16 protein-coding genes and 1 pseudogene are annotated in these 18,523 nt (G+C 71.9%); 7 read left to right on the forward strand and 10 right to left on the reverse strand.

Features of this window, described 5'->3' with window-relative positions; genetic code table 11:
- Nucleotides 1-346: 346 nt before the first annotated feature.
- A complete protein-coding gene (locus ACZ6JT_RS15690) occupies nt 347-1,519 on the forward strand; it encodes a DUF6236 family protein (RefSeq protein WP_469210163.1) in 1,173 nt (390 codons plus the stop codon).
- 399 nt (nt 1,520-1,918) lie between these two features.
- On the opposite strand, the gene ACZ6JT_RS15695 is transcribed toward ACZ6JT_RS15690, so the two are convergent.
- Nucleotides 1,919-2,737 (reverse strand): hypothetical protein, encoded by an 819-nt coding sequence (locus ACZ6JT_RS15695; protein ID WP_469210744.1) that lies wholly within the window; start codon nt 2,735-2,737, stop codon nt 1,919-1,921.
- 61 nt (nt 2,738-2,798) lie between these two features.
- Between ACZ6JT_RS15695 and ACZ6JT_RS15700 the strand changes: the two are divergent.
- A pseudogene (locus tag ACZ6JT_RS15700) lies at nt 2,799-3,142 on the forward strand (transposase); the annotation flags it as partial.
- Nucleotides 3,143-3,478: 336 nt separating this feature from the next.
- Here ACZ6JT_RS15700 and ACZ6JT_RS15705 read toward each other — a convergent pair.
- Genes ACZ6JT_RS15705 through ACZ6JT_RS15720 form a run of 4 tightly spaced genes read right to left on the reverse strand, consistent with a single transcriptional unit; the run spans nt 3,479 to nt 8,873 of the window.
- Nucleotides 3,479-4,351, reverse strand: coding sequence for a nuclease-related domain-containing protein (locus ACZ6JT_RS15705; protein ID WP_469210165.1), 873 nt, complete (start codon nt 4,349-4,351; stop codon nt 3,479-3,481).
- A gap of 56 nt (nt 4,352-4,407) precedes the next feature.
- Nucleotides 4,408-6,045 carry a hypothetical protein gene (locus ACZ6JT_RS15710; RefSeq protein WP_469210168.1) on the reverse strand — a complete coding sequence of 546 codons (1,638 nt, stop codon included), beginning with the start codon at nt 6,043-6,045 and terminating at the stop codon, nt 4,408-4,410.
- Between the two features lie 57 nt (nt 6,046-6,102).
- Complete coding sequence (locus tag ACZ6JT_RS15715) at nt 6,103-6,489, reverse strand: hypothetical protein (protein ID WP_469210170.1); 387 nt, start codon at nt 6,487-6,489, stop codon at nt 6,103-6,105.
- Entirely contained in the window at nt 6,486-8,873 is a 2,388-nt protein-coding gene (locus ACZ6JT_RS15720) for an AAA family ATPase (RefSeq protein WP_469210171.1), read from the reverse strand. Before ACZ6JT_RS15720 ends, ACZ6JT_RS15715 begins: the two co-directional genes overlap by 4 nt.
- A gap of 567 nt (nt 8,874-9,440) precedes the next feature.
- Here ACZ6JT_RS15720 and ACZ6JT_RS15725 point away from each other — a divergent pair.
- Both ACZ6JT_RS15725 and ACZ6JT_RS15730 read left to right on the forward strand, forming a co-directional pair.
- Nucleotides 9,441-10,424 (forward strand): XdhC family protein, encoded by a 984-nt coding sequence (locus ACZ6JT_RS15725; protein WP_469210173.1) that lies wholly within the window; start codon nt 9,441-9,443, stop codon nt 10,422-10,424.
- A 96-nt stretch (nt 10,425-10,520) separates the two neighbouring features.
- The gene (locus tag ACZ6JT_RS15730) at nt 10,521-10,916 is read left to right on the forward strand and encodes a DUF6479 family protein (protein ID WP_469210175.1); all 396 of its coding nucleotides are present in this window, start codon (nt 10,521-10,523) and stop codon (nt 10,914-10,916) included.
- Nucleotides 10,917-10,977: 61 nt separating this feature from the next.
- On the opposite strand, the gene ACZ6JT_RS15735 is transcribed toward ACZ6JT_RS15730, so the two are convergent.
- Together ACZ6JT_RS15735 and ligD are read right to left on the reverse strand one after the other, a co-directional pair.
- Nucleotides 10,978-11,940 carry an ATP-dependent DNA ligase gene (locus tag ACZ6JT_RS15735; RefSeq protein WP_469210718.1) on the reverse strand — a complete coding sequence of 321 codons (963 nt, stop codon included), beginning with the start codon at nt 11,938-11,940 and terminating at the stop codon, nt 10,978-10,980.
- Complete coding sequence (gene ligD, locus ACZ6JT_RS15740) at nt 11,940-12,836, reverse strand: non-homologous end-joining DNA ligase (RefSeq protein ID WP_469210177.1); 897 nt, start codon at nt 12,834-12,836, stop codon at nt 11,940-11,942. The genes ACZ6JT_RS15735 and ligD overlap by 1 nt, the downstream gene beginning before the upstream one ends.
- 31 nt (nt 12,837-12,867) lie before the next feature.
- Between ligD and ku the strand changes: the two genes are divergently transcribed.
- Entirely contained in the window at nt 12,868-13,962 is a 1,095-nt protein-coding gene (ku, locus tag ACZ6JT_RS15745) for a non-homologous end joining protein Ku (RefSeq protein WP_469210178.1), read from the forward strand.
- Nucleotides 13,963-14,490: 528 nt separating this feature from the next.
- Here the strand turns inward: ku and ACZ6JT_RS15750 are convergent.
- Entirely contained in the window at nt 14,491-15,294 is an 804-nt protein-coding gene (locus ACZ6JT_RS15750) for a nuclease-related domain-containing protein (RefSeq protein WP_469210180.1), read from the reverse strand.
- A gap of 204 nt (nt 15,295-15,498) precedes the next feature.
- On the opposite strand from ACZ6JT_RS15750, the gene ACZ6JT_RS15755 reads away from it, so the two are divergent.
- Nucleotides 15,499-16,134: a hypothetical protein gene (locus ACZ6JT_RS15755; protein ID WP_469210182.1), complete on the forward strand. Its 636-nt coding sequence runs from the start codon at nt 15,499-15,501 to the stop codon at nt 16,132-16,134.
- Between the two features lie 83 nt (nt 16,135-16,217).
- Nucleotides 16,218-17,018, forward strand: coding sequence for a hypothetical protein (locus ACZ6JT_RS15760; protein WP_469210184.1), 801 nt, complete (start codon nt 16,218-16,220; stop codon nt 17,016-17,018).
- Nucleotides 17,019-17,306: 288 nt separating this feature from the next.
- Here ACZ6JT_RS15760 and ACZ6JT_RS15765 read toward each other — a convergent pair whose 3' ends face one another.
- Both ACZ6JT_RS15765 and ACZ6JT_RS15770 read right to left on the reverse strand, forming a co-directional pair.
- A complete protein-coding gene (locus tag ACZ6JT_RS15765; RefSeq protein WP_469210186.1) occupies nt 17,307-17,573 on the reverse strand; it encodes a hypothetical protein in 267 nt (88 codons plus the stop codon).
- A gap of 10 nt (nt 17,574-17,583) precedes the next feature.
- On the reverse strand, nt 17,584-18,297 hold the full coding sequence (locus ACZ6JT_RS15770; RefSeq protein WP_376612875.1) for a TetR/AcrR family transcriptional regulator: 714 nt from the start codon (nt 18,295-18,297) through the stop codon (nt 17,584-17,586).
- Between the last annotated feature and the right edge of the window lie 226 nt (nt 18,298-18,523).

The raw sequence follows: 18,523 nt of genomic DNA on the forward strand, positions 1-18,523 counted from the left end.
TCCTGACATCGTCTGGCTCGGCTAGATCTTGGCGCCGCCCCGACCCTGCCGACAGCGCGCATACTGCACGTCGTGGACTGCGCTCCACCTGTGTGTTCTGCGCAGCAGGTGAAACTTGAAAAAATGTGAATTCGGAGAGTCGGAGTCGGAATTTAGGCAGAGAGTGGCGCCGCCCCTCCGCGTCGCTGCGTCCTGTTTAGACTTTGTTGAACTGAGCTGCATCTCCCTGCGGGTCGCCTCACCCTTCGGGCAGGGGAGAATAAGAGACTAGTTCTGCGAGCTGCCGCACTCTGCTCCATACTGATAGATAGGGCGGAGCATGCTTGCAGCCTCGTGGAGGTCGAAAATGAATGACATCCCGATCTACTACCCATACATGCACGTACAAGACGATACATGGCTAAAGGCCGCGGCCTTATATTGGCCGAAGATTGCGCGAATCATTCCGGAGGGCTACCCCGTTCAGGAGAGTCGAACGGCAGAAATCCTCAACGACGAGCTTGAATTCCTAGTTGACGTTGACCCGGAATATCACGGAGATGAAACAGGGGTAGAATTTTTCGATTTCGTGTATCAGTATCGCGATAGTCTTCCTACGAAATTTCCAGTTGCACCACCGCCGGGCAGGCTAGGCGGTCATCCATTTCATCGAGTTCCTGGGTCCGTAGAGCAGCATCTTATCGAATGGGTGGACCTTAAGTTCAAGGGGCTTGACGACGTTGCGGAACCGCTGATTGAGCTGGGTCTGGCCATCCGCGGCGTAGACGACCATGGCAGGCACTGGTTGGGCATGCACCCTCGACTTGCCGCCGTATACCTGACCGCCCTTGCACAGAGGGTGGCCGACGCCAACTCAACTGCGGTCATAACGGACCAGCCTTACAACCTAGGCAACACTCAGGGGTGGACCACGGAAGCAATCGCGGGCGAACTTCTGGGTCGGCAGACGGCGACACACTTTACTCGCTCTGCAAACCAAGTGGCTTCGACATATGCGCTCCTCGCCATCGACATAGTGGTACCTGGAGGCCTCGACGCTGTACCCGTCGAAAGAATTGTCGAGGCACGCAGAAAACTTGCTGCAGAATTTGACGCTTTCCGAAGTCAATTGAACTCGCTTGTGGAAGATTTTTCCGAACTCGCCAGTATCAGCAGTGAAGCAATCTTCACTGCTGAGCTAGAAATCCTTGCCGATCGACACATCAAGAAACCGGTGAGCGAACTAAAGCGAGGACTGAGAGCCAATACACTGAACCCCGTTAAAGCAACACTGGCAATCAAGTCATTTGAATTGTCCGCTCTGCCGGCCGCGGCTATAGCCGCCCTCGCCGTGCCGACAGGCGTAGGGAAGGGGTTTGCCGTAGCCGCCATCTCTGTATCATCGGCTGCACAAGCTCATAGGGAAGCCAAAAAAATGAGAAAAGGTCCTGCCGGTTACTTGCTTGGCCTGCATCGGGATTTGCATCCCCGTAGTATTTCCGATCGAGTCTTTGGTCTGAACCAGCGCCCAAAGATTTGAAAGGAGCCTGCCCGGGGTTTCTAGGGCGGGCCGTTATCGCCACCCGTACGAGTTCGGCCGTGACCGCGAAGATGAACTGGCCACCACACCAGGCGCCATCACCCTCCGCCTGATCGGCCCCCTCCTGTGCGCGCTCGGTGCCGAGCAGCACTTCAAGAAGCCGCTCACCGACCCGGCGCCGGAGCAGACGGAGCAGCCGGCCTGACCACGACGCCGGACCAGCCATGGGATTCGTTCTGGTGCCGGTCGACGTGGTCGAGTGGGTCGCGCAGTACGACGCTCGGAACGCGCTGGAGACCCGCGGCCGCGCGCGTTAGCGCCGCGTCCGGGCGCGGCGACGACGGGGTGCTCCTCGTGCTCGCCCTTGCCAGGTGTGAGGGGGTGAGCACTGGTTGGGTGTCAGCGGGTGTTCGTAGTGGGGATGGGCTGGGCGAGGCTTCCGATGTCGTCGATCTGGTCGGGCGTGAGCACTGGTGGGAGTGGCCAGTGGAACTGTTGAGGTGCTGGCCACAGCCTTGTTGCTGTGCTGGTGGGATCGAGGGTCGTGACGAGGTCGGTGTGAAGCTCCTCTGAATCGGCTTCGGCGATGAAGAGCGCGAGGTGGTTGATCACAATGGTGGTCACGTGCCCGAGGCTGTGCTTGCTCTCGACGCCGACGGCCCACGTCTCGCCGGCCTCGTCGGTTTCCAAGATGGGAGTTGCCAGCAGCTCGAACGCTACTCGGAAATGTTTGGTTCTTGCGCTGGGGTGGGGTTCGCATGCCGCGGCCCAGACGGTGACGTTCGCAGGCGGTGTCTTGGCGCTCATAAGGTGCGTGCGGTGGTCTTCGGGGACGGTGTACGGGTCGGTGTCGACGCGCGCCCTGACCATGGCGGTCTTGACTGCCCACGTTGCCAGGACTTCGGCGTCGGCGCTGGTCACCATTGCCCGCTCACCGCGGAGGAGAGGGACCAGAGTCTTCCCCGCGCGGTTCTCCAGGTCGTTCATCCAGCCGTTGTTGCAGTCCCCGCAGACGTCCTTGAGTGTCTGATCGAGGATGGACTGGGGTATCTCGCGCGACGTCTCTGTCGGTGTTCCCTCGGCGTAGCGCCGGACGGTCTCGGTGCGACTCTTCGGGGCTTCCCAGAGGACCTGGTTGACGAGTTCGCGCCGGAGGACGTGCTCACCGGTCATCTTGACCTTGGGAGCTGACCGGCCACAGAACAGGCACTTCTTCATCCGGGAATCCTGCCCCATCGGCTGGCGGCTTGTCTGCGGGGTTCTCTTCGAATGGGACCTTAATCCGAGTGATCGCGGCAAGCTGGGATCGAAGATCCACCTGATCGCGGATCAGAACGGACTGCCGTTGTCGCTGGGCATCTCTGGGCCAACATGCACGACAGCCAGGGGCTTGAGCCGCACGTGCGGGGTATCCTGCCCATCCGTTCCTGTCACGGACCCCACCATCAACGCCCGGCGAAACTACACGCCGGCAAGGGCTACGACTACGACCTCGACCACCTGCGCAGATGCCTCAGCGAACAGGGCATCCACCACCGCATCGCCGGCAGAGGGGTCGAACCCTCACAGCGACTCGGACGCGAACCATGGGTCGTCGAGAGGACCGCGTCCTGGCTCGTCGGGCCCCACGGGCTGAGGGGGCAGCACGTGTGAGGGACGCGTGAGACGGCCAGCAGACACCGGGCCAGGCAGCGTTTGCGCAGGTAGACGGCACAATCGCCCCCTTCTAGATCACGCCCTCCGGAGCCGTGTGCGCAGGTTCGAATCCTGCCGGGGGCACTTCGCAGGAAGTGCCCAAAGACCCCGCCATCAGCGAGTTCGTTGAGACGGGGTCTTCGCGTGTGCGCGGTCAACTGCCGTGCTGCGCAGCCGTATGACAGTGCTGTGGCCCCGGGGTGCGTGATGGCCTTGTGCACGTGCTCGACGCGGAGCGGGGCCGGGTGCACGGCCTCGTCACGGTCACGCGGCGAGCCATGTGCGTCGGTCTCGGGCGATGTCGTAGAGCTGCTCGACCTGGGGTGCGGTGAACGCTCCCGAGAGGGGGGCGAGGGCCGCGACCTCCCGTTCGCGGTAGACGCGGATCGTGAGCTGCGTGGCGACGACGTCGAGCTTGAGGACGTCGACGAAGACCAGGACCGGTTCGACCGGTACGGCGAAGTCGCAGTGCTCTTCCAGGACCTTCCGCGCACGCTCGGCCTCTGACCGGCTCTTGATTCCGTACGGCTGGGCCTTGCCGCCGTTGACCTTCACCATGTCGTCCCCGACCCAGACGGGCTGACGGGGGTGCCGCTTCGTGTTGATCGTGAAGACCCCGCCGGGGCCGATGAGCAGGTGATCGATGTCCACCTGGCGCGGCAGGGGGACGGAGTGCAGGACACGCCATCCCTGGCGGGTCAGCCGGTCCAGTTCCTCACCGACCCGGCGCTCGCCGGCCAGTCCGGTGCGCCACGAGTCCTCGTCCGCCCCGCGCCGGAGCATCCGGGCGACCGCACGCCCCAGGAGGCCGGGCCCCGTCTCGCCGAGCCGTTTCCGCAACTCCTCGCCGGGGCGGTTCGAGGCGAGGTCGTTCTCCCGTGTCAGCGGGGGCAGAGTCGGCCCGGGCAGCATGGCATCCCGGGCATCCGGGGAATCCGACGGTACGTAGGCCGCTCGGCGGGCCAGTGCGTCCAGGACGGCGTCCCCGAAGCCGGTGCGCAGGAACGTGATCTGTCCCGTCCTGCGGTCCGCCCACGCCACCGCCGTCCCGTCCGGCAGGTTCACGTACAGGCGGTCGTGCCCGTACCGCTTCCAGGAAGTGACCCGCAACTCGTCCACCCGTCCCCCTGCCCTCACGGCGACCCTCCAGCCATGGCACCAGCGGCCTCCCACCCCCACAAGGGCGCCGGGTGTCAGGTGAGGGTGTTGGTGAGGTGGGGGCCTATGTAGCCGACGAAGATGCCGTGGGTGGCGCAGGAGGCGTCGTGGTAGTGGAGGCGGGGGGCCACCGTGTTGCCGCCTTCGATCCTGATGTGGGCGCCCATGAAGACCTTGCGGGTGGGGTCGACGTAGTCCGGTACGGGAAAGGTGCGTTCCCTGCGCCAGTCGGTCTTGCTCTTCACCGACTTCGACTCGTCCCGGATGATCTTCCGGGGGGAGATGGCGTGCATGCCCTCGGGCACGTCCTCGCACCACTGCTTGAAGTCGCGGGAGGTGTCGCCGCCCGCCGCGGCGTCGGCGTAGTCGCGCAGGGCCAGCAGGGCGTCCCAGGTCATGCGGCCCCAGGACGAGCCGTACGCCTGGTCGTCGAGTTCGAGGGTGATCTTGCGGGAGCCGGTGAAGTGGACGCGGGGCATCTCGGCGATCCGGGCGAGGATCTCCGAAAAGGACGCCGGCTCGGCGGGGCCCGGCTCGGCCGGCATGTACGCGGCCTCGCCGGCGTTGAGCACCAGGAGCCTCTTCTGCAGGGCCCGTACCTGGGCCTTGGCGCGCTGCAGGTCCCGGTACTGCTCGTCGTACTCGACCGTCAGCAGCGATTCGCCCTGCCGCGCGCTCTGCAGTTCCTGCTTCAGGTCCCGGATCTCGTCGGCCCGGACCCGCTGCTCGCGCCCCGCCTCCTCCAGGATCTCGAAGAGGGCGTGGTTCTCGTTCTTCAGCCGCTCCAGCTCGGACGTCCCGGCGCTTTCCTTGGTGCGGGCGCGCAGGAGGGGAACGGAGTCGAGCGCCGGCGGCAGCGGGGCGTGCGTCGCCAGGCTCTGCGGCAGCTGGGCGAGGAGGCGCCGGGCGCGCCACGGGCTCTCCGTGACGGCCTTGCGGGACATCACGCGGTGGCGCTGCCCGTCGGCCGCCCAGGCCGGGTCCACTCCCGGCAGGTAGGTGCGGACCCCGCCGGCGAACACCTGGTGGTGTTCCAGGGCCCGGTTGAAGCACGCCTCGGCCTCGGGCGCGAGGACGTAGAGGACGGCGAGGCCGGCCAGCGGGCGGACCAGCGGGTCCACGGTGCCCTCCAGCCACGCGTCGAAGTCCACGCCGTACGGGGTGCTGGCCACGACGACGGGCAGGCGCCGCCGCTCGTCGCACAGCTCGTCGATGACGGAGTCGACGTCGTCGACCTCGATGACCTGCGGCATCCGCGTCACGTCGGCGAGCCCGTCGCGCGCCTGGAGTACGTCGAGCAGGTTTCCGGCGAGCCGGGGGGGCTTGGCCGGTACGGGAAGGGCGTGGGGGTCGTCGGGAAGGTGCTCCACGTCCAGCTGGACCCAGGTCGGTCCGGCCCCGGCCTGCCGGATCACGACGGTCGTCTGCCAGGTCCCGTCCGGGGTGGTCTCCCGGAGCCGCCAGCGTCCGTACGTGCCCGACGCGCCGGTGGCGGAGTCGTGGTCGAGGGTCACGCCCCGGGCTATCTCGTTGCGTCCCTCGGCGAAGGCGTCGATGTCGTACTGCTTGGGCGGTTCCTTCAGCCAGTTCCGCAGCCGGTCGTCGACCTGGGCTCCGGTTCCGACGTAGTCGAGTCCACTGGTGACGACCATGCGGTAGCGGCGGGTGTCCACGTGGTGCGTTCCTTCCTTCCGTACTGACTGCTGTACCGGCGGCTGTACCGGCTGCCGTCAGGGCCCGGTGGTGGCGGACGGCATGGCCCGCAGGAGTTCCGTGACGTCGGCGTGCCAGGCCCTCACCTCGGCCGGAGTGGGGGGAAGTTCGTAGGTGTGGTGGTGGCAGGCGGCGCTGAGGGCGGACCAGACGACGTACCACCGGCGGGCCACCGTGGGGCTCAGGTACCAGTCCAGGCAGAGCGCCTTGGTCCGGCCCCTGCTGTGGACCATGCGGGGGCTGACGCTCCGCCAGAAGTCGTCCATGGCCTCGTCGAGGGCCAGCCGCAACAGGGCGGCCGCGGCGCGGGCGCGCAGTCCGGGCGCCAGGGTCGGCGGGGTGCCGGGCGGGGGCGTGAGCAGGTCGCCGGCGGCGGCCACGAGGGGGTGCGGGGAGCGGGTCACCGGTGCTGCACCGCCCTCGCCAGCCGCTCGGTCTCCCGGACCAGGTCCAGGGGGGCGCGGGAGGCGGCGGGGCCCTGGTGGGCGCCCGCGTTGCACCGCTCGATCAGGACGCGCGCCCACGGCCCGTGGTCCTGGGCGACGGCGGCGAGCACCTCGGCCGGTGCCATCGCGCTGTCGTAGAACGCGAGCGCGGCCAGCTCGGTGAGCTTGTACGTCCGGCCGATCCGCGCCTCGACCTCGTCGTGGCTGTGTCCGTCGGCGCGCAGCCGGCGGCGTGCGGGCTCCAGGTACGCGGCCTCCAGCGCCCCTCGGCACATCTGGGGCAGCACCCGGTCGGCGACGTCCTGCGGCAGGTTGCGGTCGCTCGCCACGGCCCGGGCCTCGCCCAGGGCGAGGGAGACCGGGTCGTCGGTCCGGGTGACGCGTACGACGGAGTCGGTCTGACGGGAGACCTGCATGATCGTCGCGGGCACGCGCAGTTGCCGGATGGCCTGCTGGAGCCGGGTGTCGTGGGTGAAGACGACCACCTGGCGGCTGCGGGAGTGGAGGTGGAGGACGCGGGCGAGTCCTTCGACCTTCTCCGGGTCCATGGACTGCACCGGGTCGTCGATGACGAGGAAGCCGAAGGGGCTGTCCGGGTGCGTGGCGCGCGGGAGGAACAGCGACAGCGCGAGCGAGTGGAGTTCCCCCTGGCTCATCACGCCGAAGGCGGGCGCGTCGATGGTGTCCACGGAGGCGTCGAGCACGACCTTGCGCTGGTTGGCGGTGCCCGCGAGGCTGATCGAGCCGAGCGAGACGCTGCTGCGCTCGCACAGCAGCTTCCAGATGGTCTGCGACTGGTCGGCGAAGGGCCGCAGCCGTTCCTCGCGCAGGTCGTCGGTGACCTTCCTCAGCCACGCCCGCCCGTCCTTGATCTGCTTGACGAGCGGCCGGGCGGCCTCCGCCCGCTCCACCTCGCGCAGGCATTCGGTCAGCCGCAGGGCGAGCGGCTGCCACCGGCCGTCCTGCGCCGCGATCCGGTCCGCGGCCTCCTCGCTCAGCTGGCGGCAGGCGTCGGCCATCGCGGCCGCCACGCGCTCGACCCGGTCCGCGAGTTCGCGCGGGTCGGTGACCTCCCGGCAGCCGGCCCAGTCGTGCCAGAGCGAGGCGAACGGCGAGGCATCGCCGTGCAGCCATGCCGGAACCGGCTGTACGAGGTCCCGTACGTACCTCACCGCGGCCGCCAGGCCCGTACGGGCGCTCTGCGCCTCGGCGGCCTCCCGCCGGAGCCGTTCGACCTGGTCCCGGGCGCGCGCGGACCAGCCCTCGTCGAGGCGGCCTTCGCCGCCGCACACCGGGCAGTCGGCGGACCGCGGGTGGCGGCGGCGGTGGTCCAGGGCGCGCTCCAGCAGTTCGATCAGCTGCCGGGCGTCCTCGGAGGTGCCGAACCGTGCGTCCTCGGCGACGGCGGCGGCCGCCCGGAGCCGGGTGACCGCGTCCGCGACCGCGCGCGGGTCGGGGCCTTCGAGGCCGGCGAGGCGGCGCAGCCGGGCCAGTTCGGCGCCGTCGGTGGCGATCCGGCCCTTGAGCAGCGCGCGTAACCGCTCGAGGTCGGGCCGGCGTCCGCCGAGCGCCGCCGCGGCCTCGGCGGCGCGCGGGTCGTCCGACTCCGACAGTTCGGCGAGGACGGCGCGGACCAGGTCACCGGCCCCCGTCACGGTGTCGGTGAGCTTCTTCGACCGGGCGCGGGCCTCGGTGTCGGCGTCGGCGAGCAGGTCCAGACCGAGGATCTGCGCGAGCGCGTCGTGCAGGGCGCTCATCCGCCCGTTGATCATCGCGCCGAGCTCGCTGTACGAGAGGAACGGCCGGTAGGTGGTCAGGTCTTCGGCGTCGATGACCTCGCGTGGGTCCTGTTCGGGCCCGCCGGGGCGGTGGACCACCGTCCGGGAGTCCTCCAGGCCGTTGCCGTGCCAGCTCCTGCGGACGGTCAGCGGCGCGCTCCCGCCGTCGGGGCGGAGCTGCACGGACACCTGGGGGGCGGTGTGGTCGTGCAGGTTGCGCCAGCCCTGCTTCCAGATCTGAGTACGGTCCTGCCAGCGGAAGTTGTCCCCGGTGAGCACGATCTCGGCCGCCTCGGCGAAGCTCGACTTCCCGGAGCCGTTGCGGCCGGCGATCACGGTGAGGCCGGGGCCGGGTTCGAGGTCGAGGGTGGCGGCCGGGCCGATGCCGCGCCAGCCGGCGGCGGAGATCGAGCGCAGGTACACCGGGCCGGCCCGTCCGCCGCTCCTGGTCCGCACCTCGGGCAGCAGCCCGGCCACGAGCTCGCGCGTCGCGGGGGCCAGCCCGGACGCCGCGAGGCGGCCGAGTACCAGGTCGCGGAGGGAGGGGTGGGGCTGGTCACGCACGGCGGCTCCTTGCGGTGGCGCGGGTCCTGGCGGTGGCGCGGGCCTTGCGGTGGTACGGGCCTTGCGGTGCTACGGGTCCCGGTGACGGCGGGGGTCCTGGTGACGGCACGGGTGGTCGTGACGGCAGGGGTGGTGGTGACGGGCACGGATCCTGGTGACGGCACGGCTCCCCTTGTCACGGCAGAGGTCCTCGTGACGGCAGACGTCCTCGTGACGGCAAGGGTCCTCGTGACGGCACTGGCTCGGGTGGGGGCCCGGGGCCGGCGCTGGTCGAGCTGTTCGCCCATGGTGCCCGAGACCACCGCCCCCGCGAGGCGGAACCGGTCAGCGAGCGCACGGTGCACCCGGCCGGTCTCCGCCGTGCCCCGGGCCGCGACCGCCTGCCGTGGTCGCGCGGCGGTCGCGTGCCGCGGTTCCGGTGGTCTGTACGAGGGAGGTGGGGCGGGATCTGTGGGTTTGGGGGGTGGGGAGGGATGGGGGGCCTGCTTAGGGTGGTTCTGAGGCCGCATTGTGCCGTTGACCTGGCGCTTTGCGGGAAGCGAGCTCGGAGTGGATGGGGCGGCACAGATGCGTGAGCTGGTGGATACGGCACGGCAGTGGGTGGCCGAGGGGCGGGCGGCCTATCTGGCCCGGCCCGTGACCGAGCAGGGGTTCGGGCCGCGGGATCCGGCCGGTGCCGTGCTCGTCGATGCGCGGGGGGAGTGCGTCGGCGCCCTGTACCGGGGGGTCTTCGACGCCGAACTTGTCGCCGAGGCCGGGGCCATGCGGCCCGGGGACACCGCGCGGGTGTGCGAGGTGTCGGTGCGCCTGGCCGAGGCCGTGGAGGCGAAGCTGACCTGTGGCGGGCAGGCCGAGGTGTTGCTCCAGCCGCTGTCGGCGATCCCGGCCGAGTGGTGGGAGCTGCTCGGCGAGGGCGTCGGCGTGGCGTTGGTGACCCGGCTGAACGAGGCCGCCGACCAGGCCTCCAGTGAGGTCGTACGGGCCACCGACGTCCCTCGCGACGATGCCGGGCGGCGGGCCGGCGAACTGCTGGCCGTACGGCGGCCCGGGCGGGACGCGCTGTACGGGCAGTCCGGGCTGGTGCTGGTCGAGGCGCACCCGTCGGCCCCGTACGTGGTCATCGGCGGCAACGGCGAGCTGGCCGAGATCATCGAGCGGCAGGCGCTGCTGCTGGGCTGGGAGGCCGCGCTGGTCACCGGCCGGGAGGAGGCGGCCGAGCTGATCGAGGCGCGCCGGGACGCGGCCTGCGTGGTCATGCTGAGCCACGACGAGGAGTTCGACGTGCCGACGCTCCAGGTCGCGCTGGCGGCGGGGGTTCCGTACGTCGGGGCGCTCGGGTCCCGGCGTACGACCGCGCGGCGGCGGGAGGGGCTGCTCTCGGCGGGCGTGAGCGAGGCCCGGCTGGCCCTCGTGCACGGCCCGATCGGCCTGGACCTCGGTGCTCGTACGCCGGCGGAGACCGCGCTGGCGATCTGCGCCGAGATCCTGGGGGTGCTGGGCGCCCGTACGGCGGGTGCGCTGCGGGATTCCGAAGGGCCCATCAACTCCTAGTCCCGAGGCCAGCTCGTCGGCGTTCCGCCCCGGGTGGCGCACAGCCTCCGGGGCGGAAGTGCGCACATCGGGGCGATGTGCGCCAAACTGGGCTGCATGGACATGATCCTGAGCGTGGACGCGATCCTCAGCGACATCGCGTGGTTCCTGTTCGTCGGGCTGGTCGTCGTCGCCTTGCTGCTCGGCGGATTCAAGCTGGGTCAGCGGGTGCGGGCGAAGGAACCGCCGCCGCCCACCCTCGAGGAACAGCCGAACCTGCCGAACGGCGGGGCGGTCTTCGAGGTCCGCGAGGAGCGGGATCCTGTCGAGATGCCCGAGGGCGGCCTGAGGCCGCACGAGATGCAGGGCTACGGCAACTTCGGCTCCACGACCTCCACCCATCCGGACGAGGTCAGGAAGGAGCGCGAGTCCGGTTACAAACGGCCCGAGGGACCGGGCCCGCACCCGCAGCCGGGTGCTCCCCCGGACTCGGGACGCGGCGCACACTCCTGACCTCGGGCGCTCCGTTCGCCCTTCCCGCCGATCACCCTCTGACCCGCGCACCCCGCGCGGGTCAGAGGTCTGAGCGCAGCCGGAGCACTTCCGGCGGTGGGTGCCGGGTCGAGGTGTAGCGGACCTCCGCCGTCAGCGGCGGGTCGAGCGGCCGGAAGGGGACCTCCCCGAGCCCGACCGCCGTCACCGTGGCAGCGGCCGTGGCAGCGGCTGCGGACCGGGCGGTGGACGTGGGAGCGGTGGTGGACGTGGGAGCGGACGTGGCTGTGGGAGCGGACGTGGCCGTCGCCGTGCGCGAGGCCAGTTCCGCCGCCACCTCCGCGCGCAGCGCCGCCGTCAGCGGGCTCGACACCAGCGGGGTCTCGTCCCCGGCCGGCAGGACGAGCACCAGGGCGAGCGGTCGGCGCGGGGTCCCGGTGTAGCCGATCACCGCCGCGTCCCGGACGTCCGTGTGGCGGAGCTTCTGCCAGCCGCGCCGCCCGGCCGGGTAGGCCTGGTCCAGCCGCTTGACGACCAGTCCCTCGATACCGCTGGCGGGCAGGGTCTCGTACCAGGTGGCGGCCAGTTCCGGGTCGGTCGTCATGGGTACGGGCTGCAGCGGCGGCCCGAGCGGCAGGAGCAGGTCGACGAGGAGGGCCCGGCGGCGCTCGTACGGGCGGGCGCGCAGGTCGAGCCCGGCCAGTTCCAGCACGTCGAAGGCGGCGTACGAGGCCGGCAGGCTCTGCGCGAGCAATGCGGCTCGTGCGGCCGTGGCCGCCGCCCGGCGCTGGACGAGGGCGAAGTCCGTACGGCCGGCGTGCCAGACCACCACCTCCCCGTCGAGGACCGTCGCGGCGGGCAGCTGCAGCGCGGCCGCGGCCAGGTCGGGGAAGGCGCTGGTCACGATCCGGCCGGAGCGTGCCTGGAGGACCACGTCGTCGGCCGTGCGCACGACGACCAGCCGGTGGCCGTCGAACTTCGGCTCGTAGGCCAGTCCCGCCCCGCGCGGCAGGGTGCGTACGGACGCGGCCAGGGCGACGCGGATCACGGCCGGCCTCCGGGCAGCCTGCCGGCCCGGTCCGGGTCGGTCAGCGGGCCGAAGAGGTCCCCGTCGCGCTCCAGCCGCGGCGCGATGTCGTCGGCGAGGAAGACCAGGGCGGCGGGGGTCCGGCAGGCCTCGACCTCCTCCCAGGACACCGGCGCGGACACGGTCGGGCGGGCCCGCGCGCGCAGGGTGTAGGGGGCGGCGGTGGTCTTGGCGGCGGCGTTCTGGCTGTGGTCGACGAAGACCTTGCCGGGGCGCAGGGCCTTGGCCATGCGGTGCACCACCAGGTCCGGGAGCTCGCGCTCGGCCTCCTGGGCGAGCTGCTTCGCGTACGCCGACACCTGCGCGGACGGGGTGGGCTCCAGCGGCACGGCCAGGTGCATGCCCTTGGAGCCGGAGGTCTTGGCGTAGGCGTGCAGTCCGTCGGCGGCGAGCCGCTCGCGCAGCCAGAGCGCGACGGCGCAGCACTCGACGACGGTGGCGGGCGCGCCGGGGTCGAGGTCGAGGACCATCCGGTCGGCGACGGCGGGGCTGCCGGCGGGCCACTGGGGGGTGTGGAGCTCCACGACGAGGTTCGCGGCCCACATGAGGGTGGCCAGGTCGGCGATGACCACCTGTTCGGCGGACAGGTCCTCGGAGCGGGGCACGGGGGTGGTCTTCACCCAGTCGGGCGTGCCGGGCGGCGGATTCTTGGTGAAGAAGAGCTGGCCGCCGGGTCCGTCGGGATAGCGCAGGAAGGACACCGGCCGGTCCCGGACGTGGGCGAGGAGCGGGCCCGCGACGGTGGCGTAGTAGTGGAGCACCTCGCCCTTGGTGAAGCCGGTCTCCGGATAGAGGACCTTGTCGAGATTGCTGAGCGCGATGCGGCGGCCCTCCACCATGGTGATCGGCGTCATACGATGAGATTGCCACGAAACAGGAGGAACCGTGCGATCCATTTGGAACGGGGCGATCTCCTTCGGCCTGGTCAGCATTCCGATCAAGCTCGTGAACGCCACCGAGAGCCACTCGATCTCCTTCCGTCAGATCCACCTGGCCGACGGCGGGCGGATCCGCTACCGCAAGGTGTGCGAGCTGGACGGCGAGGAGGTGCCGAGCGCCGAGATCGGCAAGGGCTACGAGGAGGCCGACGGGTCGGTCATCCCGATCACGGACGAGGACCTGGCGCAGCTGCCGCTGGCGACCGCGAAGACGATCGAGATCATGTCGTTCGTACCCGCCGACGAGATCGATCCGCTGCAGATGGACGCGGCGTACTACCTCGCGGCGAACGGGGCGACGGCGGCCAAGCCGTACACGCTCCTGCGCGAGGCGCTGAAGCGGAGCCGGAAGGTCGCGATCGCCAAGTACGCGCTGCGGGGGCGGGAGCGGCTGGGCATGCTGCGGGTCGTCGACGACGTGATCGCGATGCACGGGCTGTTGTGGCCGGACGAGATCCGGGCGCCGGAAGGGGTGGCGCCGGAGGTCACGGTGTCGGTGCGGGAGGCCGAACTCGACCTGGCGGACGCGCTGATGGCGACGCTGGGCGAGGTGGACATGGCCTCGCTGCACGACGACTACCGGGAGGCCGTGGAGGCGATGATCGCGGCGAAGGCGGGAGGCGGGTTCGAACCGGCGGAGGCCGTGCCGGGGCCGGCCGGGGGCCAGGTGATCGACCTCATGGCGGCGTTGGAGAAGAGCGTGCGGGCGGCGAAGGCGTCTCGGGGGGAGGCGGATGCGGATGCGGATGCGGAGGCCGGGGGTGGGGGCGAGGTGACTCCGCTACGGCGCAAGGGTGCGGGCGCGAGGGCGGGTGCGGCTGCGCCGAAGGCGGTGGGCGGGAAGAAGTCGACGGCGGCTTCGGCGAAGAAGACCGCGGCTTCGGCGTCGGCCGCGACCAAGAAGAAGTCGACCACGGGCAAGTCCGCGGCCACGAAGTCCACTTCGGCCGCAGCCACGAAGTCCACCTCGGCGGCGGCAGCGAAGAAGACGGGCGCGGCCGGGAAGAAGGCGGCGACGCCTCGGAAGCGGTCCTCCGCCTGAGGGTGCGGGTGCGGTGCGGGTGCGGAGCGGACGGGCCCGGATGCGTGCGGGCGCGGGCGCGGCCGGGCGCTGGCACGGACGGGTGCAGTGCGGGGGCGGGCGCGCAGTGCGGGGGCGGGCGCGGGCGCGGCCTGGAAGAAGGCGGCGACGCCTCGGAGGCGGTCCTCCGCCTGAGGGTGCGGGGGCGGGCGCGGGGGCGGGGGCGGGCGCGGGCGCGGCCGGGCACGGGCGCGGACGGGCACGGGCACGGACGGGCACGGGCACGGACGGGTGCGGGCACGGACGGGTGCAGGCACGGGCACGGGCCGGTGCAGGCACGGGCACGGGCCGGTGCAGGCACGGGCACGGGCCGGTGCAGGCACGGGCACGGGCCGGTGCAGGCACGGGCACGGGCGGGTGCGGGCACGGGCGGGTGCAGTGCGGGGGCCGACGCGGGTGGGTCGGGGCCTGCGGTGTTCTGACCTGGCCGCCCCTGCCCGAACTTGGGGCTCCGCCCCGGGCACCCCCCGCCTCGAACGCCGGCGGGGCTCATGCGGAGGGGAGCCAGGTTCTTGAGTCGCGGGCCTGGGCGAAGAGGGTTTCGACTTCCGGGGGTTTGAGGGTGGTGGGGGATCCCGCGAGGTCCGAAGTGGCCGTCGGGGGATGGAGGACGCGGATGTCGCGGACCGTGGGGGCCTTGTCGATGCGGGAGGCGTCGACCAGGGCCAGGGCCGGGGTGACGGGCGCGGTGAGGGCCAGGGAGGCGCGGGCCGCCGCGCGGCGGATCCAGCGGGGGTCCGGGCGGGGTTCCGTACGGCCGATCGTGAGCAGGAGGTCGCCGACCACCGCGCGCTGACGGCGGCCCGGGACCGTACGCACGCAGAAGATCCCGGCCGGGCCGATGAGCAGGTGGTCGATGAGGCCCAGGCCCGGCAGCGGGACGCAGTGCAGGGTCCGCCAGCCGTCCGGCTCCAGGGCGTCGAAGGCGTCGCCCATCCGCTGCTGCGCGGTGAGGTCCTGGCGCAGCCGGTGCCGGGCGCGGGTGCCCGCCGAGCCGTGTTCGAGGTCGCCCAGCAAGGTCTCGCCGGGGCGGTTCGGGGCCAGGTCCGCGTCCGGCGGCAGGGCGAGGCGCCGCAGGTCGGCCCGGGTGGGGACCGGGGGCGGGCCGATCGAGACGGTCCCGCTCAAGTAGGGCCGCAGCACCGCCAGGATCGCCTCGCGTTGGTCGTCCGCGAGCACGCTGATCCGGTTGGCCTGCCGGTCGTACCAGGCAACCGCCTGCCCGTCGGGCAGGTTCACGTACAGCCGGCCGCGGCCGGGCCGGCCGCTCGGCAGTACCTTCAGTCCGCGCATCGCCCTCACCCCCCGCCGTCCATGGGAGCAGCCGGAACGCCGCACCACAATCCCTCGGTTGTGTAACGACTCCGACGGGACGTTGCGACTTCGCTGTTACACGTCCGGGGCTCGGCCGCAACGGCCGGCGCCTAGGTTTGTCCCACCTGGACACACCAGGGCCTGGCCAGCACCAACCCCAGCACCAGCACCGAAGGGCTTCCCGTGAGCACCGTCAGCCGCCGCCGCACCCTCGTTCGCGCCGCCGCCGTGACCGCATGTGCCGCGAGCCTGCTGGCGCTGCCCACCGCCGCCGCGCTGGCCGAAGGGGTGCCCGCGGCCTCGTCCGCGCGCTCCGCGGCCCCGCAGCGGACCCTGGTCAAGAGCCTCGCCCTCGCGGACGGCGCGTCCACGGCGCAGGTCTACCGCACCGCCCAGGGCGCGTACCAGGCCGAGATCCTGACCGCCGACGGCTCCAAGGCGACCACGCTGACCAGCCGCGACGGCATCACCGACTTCGGTACCGCCGGGGAGCTGCACGTCGCGCTGGACTCCACCGGACGGCTGACCTCCTGGGTCGGCGACACCTCCGCGCAGGGCGGCGGGCACGTCGTCGCGGGCGACGGGCACAAGACCGGCACCCGCAGCGGGCACGTGCTCCCCGCCTCGGCTCAGCAGCAGCAGGCCACCGGCGGGCTCCGCGACCTCGCCTCGGGCCCGGCCGACGCACAGCGCCTGAGCACGCTGGCCGACGGACCCGGCGAGGGCGTGCTGCTCCTCGCGGCCGGCGGCGGCATCGCGGCCGTCGGCGCCGCCGGGCTCGGCTTCGCGATGCTGCGCCGAGGGCGCACGGACAGCTGACATCCCCCAGTCGGTCGGCGTCGGCGTCGGCGTCGGGGCAGCGGCGGTCGGCGGCGTCATGCGGAGAGGAGGGCACGGGAGCGGTGAACAGGCTTCGCACCGTGGTGCCCTGGCTCCGCGCCCTGCCCGCCCTGGCCCTGCTCCCGCTGCTGGCCGGCTGCGGCGACACCGGCGCCCTGGTGGCGGCCGGCGCCACCCCGACCGCGAGCGGGCCCGTCCACCTGTGGCCCGACCGTACGGGAGCGTCCGTACCGCCCGCCGATCCGGGCGGGGCCCCGCCCGAGTACGTCAAGGGGATCCCGCCGGTCCACGACCAGGACGTGCACGGCGTCGATCCGGTGGCCCTGGTCCAGGCGGAGCTGCGGGCCCACCCGAACACCGACGCCGGGGCCGAGGGGATGCCGGCCGGGACCGCGGCCGCGATCAGGGCGTGCACGAAGGAAGAGGACGGCGGGGAGGAAGGGGACGGCGGGGAGGACGGGGACGCGGAACCCGCGGCGTGCCCGGTGCTGACGCCGTACTACCGGGACCTCACGGGCAACGGCAAGGACGAGCTGATCGTGGGCGTCGAACTCCCCGACCACAGGATGTCCGTACGGGTGTACACCGCGGACCCGGACGGACGGCTCAACCGGATCATGGCGACCACGCAGACCGTCATCTCGGTGGAACTGGCCGGGCGGGACGTGGTCCTGCGGGTGCCCAGCGGGAACCGCGGCTACGAACTGATCACCGCCTGGTCCTGGGACGAGAAGCAGCTCACCATGCTGCCGACGCGCGAGCGGATCGTACGGGTGCCCGCGGGCGCGGGTGCCGGTGCGGGTGCGGGTGCGGGTGCGGGTGAGCATGGCCCGGCGAACCGCGGCCCCGGCCCGGGTCCCTGACCCCGCTCCGGGTCGGGCTGCTTCGGCTCCACCGGGCCGGGCCCGCCTTGGTCGGGCCACGGTCGGGGCCGGGCGCGCGCCGGGGCGTCTCCTCGGGCGCCGAACGTGACGAGGGGTCGGAGAGCTCGGCGGCAGTGCGTTCGGCGCCCTGCGGGGATCACCCCGACACACACCCGACCCCGACCGCGCCCCTCCGGCACGGCCCGTGTCGGGCGGCAGCAAGGTTGCCCGGTCGGGGCACGGTCGGGGCCACGAGCACACCCGGCACGGCCGCCAGCGAGCAGCACATCAGGGGCGGGAGGGTTTGGTCCAGGGCCAGCGGGGCTTCGGCTTCTCGCCCGAGGGGCGGAATTCGTACTTCCAGCCCTTCTGGAGGCCCAGTCGCCTCGAGTACCCCGCCGGCACGCGTTCGTACAGCAGCACCGTCGGCGGCCCGTCCGGCGCCGGAACGGGGATCTCGTACCACTTCGGGGGGTGTCCGGTCAGGCCGAGGAGGACCGGGAGGACCCGGCCGTCCATCGGACCGCCCTCGAACGGGGTCGGTTGGCTTTTCACCCCACCAGTGTCACAGCAGGTGGGCGGCCTCGGAGACCACCGGGATCACGCGGCGGGCCAGCACCCCGACCGGCCCGTCGGCCGATTCCAGCGCCAGCGCGGCCCGCGCGGCCGCCGCGGTTTCCGGGTCGGTGGCCGCGGTGGCCGTCAGGAGGGCGATGAACTGGTCCAGCAGCCAGTCCCGGAGCCGCTCGACCTCCGGCTGCTTGCCCTCGTCGATCCAGATCAGGGAGGCCGCCTCGACCGCCGTGATCCACGTACGGACCATCATGCGCAGCCGTGGGCCGGGGGCCGGGACGCCCAGGTGGACGAGGATCTGGTCCGCCGCGGCCCGGCGGATGCCGTCCACCGTCGCCGTCGTGCGGGAGGTCTCCACGACGCTGCCGCCCTGGAGGAGCGCGGCGAAGCCGGCGTCGTGTTCGTCGACGAAGGCGAGGTAGCGGTCCAGGGCCCGGGCGAGGCGCTGGGTCAGCGGCCCCTGCTGGGGTTCGGCGAAGCAGAGTTCGAGGACGTCCGCCGCCGAGCGGAGGGCGGCCTCGTAGAGCTGCTGCTTGCCGCCCGGGAAGTAGCGGTAGACGAGCGGGCGCGAGACCCCGGCGGCCTCCGCGACGTCGTCCAGCGAGACCTCCTCCGGCGCCCGGTGCGCGAACAGCGAGAGGGCGGCGTCGAGGAGTTGGGCTCGCCGCTCCTCGACGCTGAGCCTGCGGTAGGCGCGTACGGTCATGACCGCAGGGTAGCCCCACGGCCGCCGCCGGGGCCCGGTCCGGCCGATCTCCACCGGCCGCCGCGGGGGCCCAGGTCCGGCCGATCTCCACCGGCCGGCCCGGGCCGGCACGGCCCGTCCCCGCGGGCCGGGCCGCGCCCGACCCCCGCCCGGCCCGCGCCGGACGAGGCTCGTACGAGGCCCCGCACAAGGCCGGTACGAGGCTCAGCCCGCGCGTACAAGGCCC

It is taken from the genome of Streptomyces sp. NPDC046308, assembly GCF_055588065.1.